At 43.2% G+C, this 3,655-nt stretch carries 3 protein-coding genes; all 3 read left to right on the plus strand.

What is annotated here, in order from left to right; all coding sequences use genetic code 11:
- A partial coding sequence (locus QZZ35_RS09950; RefSeq protein WP_291237260.1) for an aminopeptidase occupies positions 1-1,638 on the plus strand: 1,638 nt, incomplete at its 5' end.
- Positions 1,639-1,802: 164 nt separating this feature from the next.
- Complete coding sequence (locus QZZ35_RS09955) at positions 1,803-2,933, plus strand: 5-(carboxyamino)imidazole ribonucleotide synthase (protein WP_291237261.1); 1,131 nt, start codon at positions 1,803-1,805, stop codon at positions 2,931-2,933.
- Between the two features lie 19 nt (positions 2,934-2,952).
- The gene (purE, locus tag QZZ35_RS09960; RefSeq protein ID WP_291233761.1) at positions 2,953-3,468 is read left to right on the plus strand and encodes a 5-(carboxyamino)imidazole ribonucleotide mutase; all 516 of its coding nucleotides are present in this window, start codon (positions 2,953-2,955) and stop codon (positions 3,466-3,468) included.
- Positions 3,469-3,655 lie beyond the last annotated feature (187 nt).

Here is a 3,655-nt window from a genome sequence, read left to right on the forward strand (position 1 = left end):
CAGGAGCAAAGCTTACCGAAGTCAGAGGATATCCGAAGCGTCATCTACTGGTATGTCAGCGATTACAGTGAAGAGATGACTTCCTGGCGGATGCATGAGCAGTTTGACCCGGATTTTTCCCCTATCAAATCCATTATTATGTCGGAAGATCTGACAGACTTAAGATATTTATATCGTTTTGGAGAATATGTTTCGGATACGGAGTTAAAGACGGCAGAATATTTGAACGGCATGAGTCAGGAGAAGATCGATCGCATTGCAGATACCTTTGTTGAAGGGTATCTGCGAGGCTTTGAAGTGAATCGGATTTCTCTTGTGGATAAACACTATGTGACCATTCGCGGAAGTCTTGGATTTGAGCGGGTTTTTCGGAGTGCTGTTGAAAAATTCAGATCTCACGGGTTGGAACCGGTCTTTTTCCCGGCATCAACAACCATTTTAAACCGCCGTCAGATCCGGATTGGCTATCAGGGCAAGGGTGCCAACCTTCAGTTTGAATTTGATCATTGCAAGGATAAAGCACTTTTTTATGACCGTCCGCTTGCGAGCCGTCATCTGGCTGCATTAAGAAAAGCTTATGAAGAATGTCGGACATGGGTTTGTGAAAATGCGGGTCCGGCATGTTTTGAAACCTTCGGAGAGGAACCTTTTGCACCGGTGATGAAGGAAAATGCCTGCCATATGAGCAGCAAACAACAAAAGCTGGAGAGTGAATTTTCGAATTTGCAGGCAGTTCTGGCAGAAGAATTCCGAAAAAGTTCGGAGATTAGTTTTACCATCATTGCTTTTCCGACACCGGACATCGGAGAAGATTTTGAGGAGATTTTTGAAGAGATCATCAAAGTCAATACACTGGATAATCAGACATATCAGGATATTCAGCAGAAGATCATTGATGTGCTGGATAAAGGACGTTACGTATATATACGGGGAAAGGCTCCGAATAAGACCGTTATGAAAGTACACCTTCATCCGCTTGCTGATCCGGAAAAACAGACTCTGTTTGAAAACTGCTGTGCAGATGTGAATATTCCGGTTGGTGAAGTGTTTACCAGTCCAAAACTTTCGGGTACAGAGGGATTGCTGCATGCGACGAGCGTCTATTTAAACGGTATTCATTTTAAGGATCTTATGCTGCGATTTGCAGACGGGAAGATCATCAGTTACAGCTGTGGAAATTCGGAGGATGAAGAACATAATAAGCGTCTGATAAAAGATTATCTTATGGTCGGACGGGATACGCTGCCGATCGGTGAGTTTGCCATCGGAACAAACACAACAGCTTATGCGGCTGCTGAGAAGTATCATATGATTGAGCGGCTGCCAATTCTGATCGTGGAGAAGACAGGCCCCCATTTTGCCATCGGTGATACATGTTATTCCAGAGCGGAAGAACATCCGATTTATAATCCGGACGGCAAAGAGATGATTGCCAGAGAAAATGAAATTTCTGCAAGGAGAGGGGAAGAAGGATTTAATGCCTACTTTAACTGCCATACAGATATAACCATACCTTATGATGAGATTGGTGAGATCGTTGTTGTCGATCCGGATGAAAATATGATATCTATTATCCGTGATGGACGCTTTGTTCTTGATGGAACAGAAAGTCTCAATATTCCTCTTAATAAAGATTGATAAGTGTGTTTAATAAGTATGAAAAAAAGGCTCTTTGAAGAGCCTTTTTTGGCATGGAGCTATTGACGGATAAAGGTGTGGCGGTTACAATGAAATAGTGTAAAATTAAATTTCAAAAGACTTATTAGATGTACTTATATTTTAATAAAGAGAGGCTTTAAAGTATGTATCGAATTGGAATTATTGGCGGCGGACAGCTTGGAAAGATGATGATTTTAGATGCAAAACGACTGGACACCTATTTCGTGATTCTTGATCCAACACCGAAATGTCCGGCAGACAGCATTGCAGATGAGCATATTGTTGCGGATTTTGATGATGTTCGTGCATTTCACGAACTTGCAGATAAAGTAGATGTGATCACTTATGAGTTTGAGCATATCAATGCACAGGCACTCCGGGAACTGGAAGCGGAAGGACACAAGGTATATCCTTCCAGCGAGACACTGCTTCATATCCAGAATAAATATGATCAGAAAATGTGGCTGCGTCAGAATGACCTTCCTGTGCCGGACTTTAAAAAAGTTGAGACACCGGAGGATATTCGTGAGGCGGGAAAGATCTTTGGTTATCCGATGATGCTTAAAACATGCACCGGCGGTTATGACGGTAAAGGTAATGCCCCGGTTGATACGGAAGCAGATGTGGAGAGGGCTTTTGAAGCATTGGGCTCTGGAAAGCTGCCTTTGATGGTAGAAGCTTTCTGTCCATTTGAAAAGGAAGTGTCCATTCTTGTATGCCGAAGTGTGAACGGCGATGTCAAAGTTTTTCCTGTTGCAGAAAATGTTCATAAGGACAGTATTCTGGATGAAACAACTGTGCCGGCCAATATAAGCGAAACCAGTACGGAGAAGGCGATGGATATTGCCCGCAGAGCCGTGCATGCATTTAATGCATACGGAATGCTCTGTATCGAGCTGTTTGTGACAGCAGACGGAGAAGTGCTTGTCAATGAACTGGCACCGAGACCGCATAACTCCGGACATTATACAATTGAAGGATGCGTTACATCCCAGTATGAGAATCATATCCGCGGAATTCTGGGATTGCCTCTCGGTTCGGCTGAGCTGATCCGTCCGACAGTTATGAAAAATATTATCGGACAGTATTCTGTTGATAAGGCTGAGGTGAAGGGCCTTGAAGAGGCATATGCCATCGGTGAAGTGAAAGTTCATATCTATGGCAAAGAAAAGGTATCAAAGGGAAGAAAGATGGGGCATATCACAGTGACAGACACAACCGTGGAAAGTGCACTCGAAAAAGCCCGTCTTGCCCATTCAAAAATATCATTTTAAATTATGAGGAGGAAGTACCATGGACGTAAAAGTTGGCATTATTATGGGAAGTGATTCTGACCTTCCTGTTATGTCGAAAGCGGCAGAGATTCTTGATGAACTTAAAGTTCCATATGAACTGACGATCGTATCAGCGCATCGTACACCGGATCGTTTATGTGAATACGCAAAAACAGCCGAAGGCAGAGGTATTAAAGTAATTATCGCCGGAGCCGGCGGAGCAGCACATCTTCCGGGAATGACAGCAGCGATGACAGTTCTTCCGGTTATTGGTGTACCGGTACAGACAAAGGCACTTGGCGGTGTGGATTCTCTTTATTCCATCGTACAGATGCCTCCGGGCATTCCTGTAGCTACTGTAGCTATTAACGGTGCACAGAACGCAGGACTTTTAGCTGCAAAGATTCTTGCAACAACCGATGCAGAACTTTCAGCAAGATTAAAGGACTATGCAGAAGGATTAAATCAGATGGTTCTTAAAAAAGCAGACAAATTAGAAAATGTAAAATACGAAACATACCTGAAAGAGATGTAATAGGAGGGTAAGTTATGGATCGCAGCGGATTATTTGCTATGTACAACAACAACGTCGATGCTTTCAGCACCGCAGCGTCAATCTATTATGGACTTTTTTCCATGCAGCATCGTGGAATGGATACAACCGGCATATGTATCAACCAGAACGGACAGTTCAAATATAAAAAAGAAGAGGGAATGGTCAT

This window comes from Frisingicoccus sp., from assembly GCA_016298055.1.
GTDB lineage: Bacteria > Bacillota > Clostridia > Lachnospirales > Lachnospiraceae > Frisingicoccus.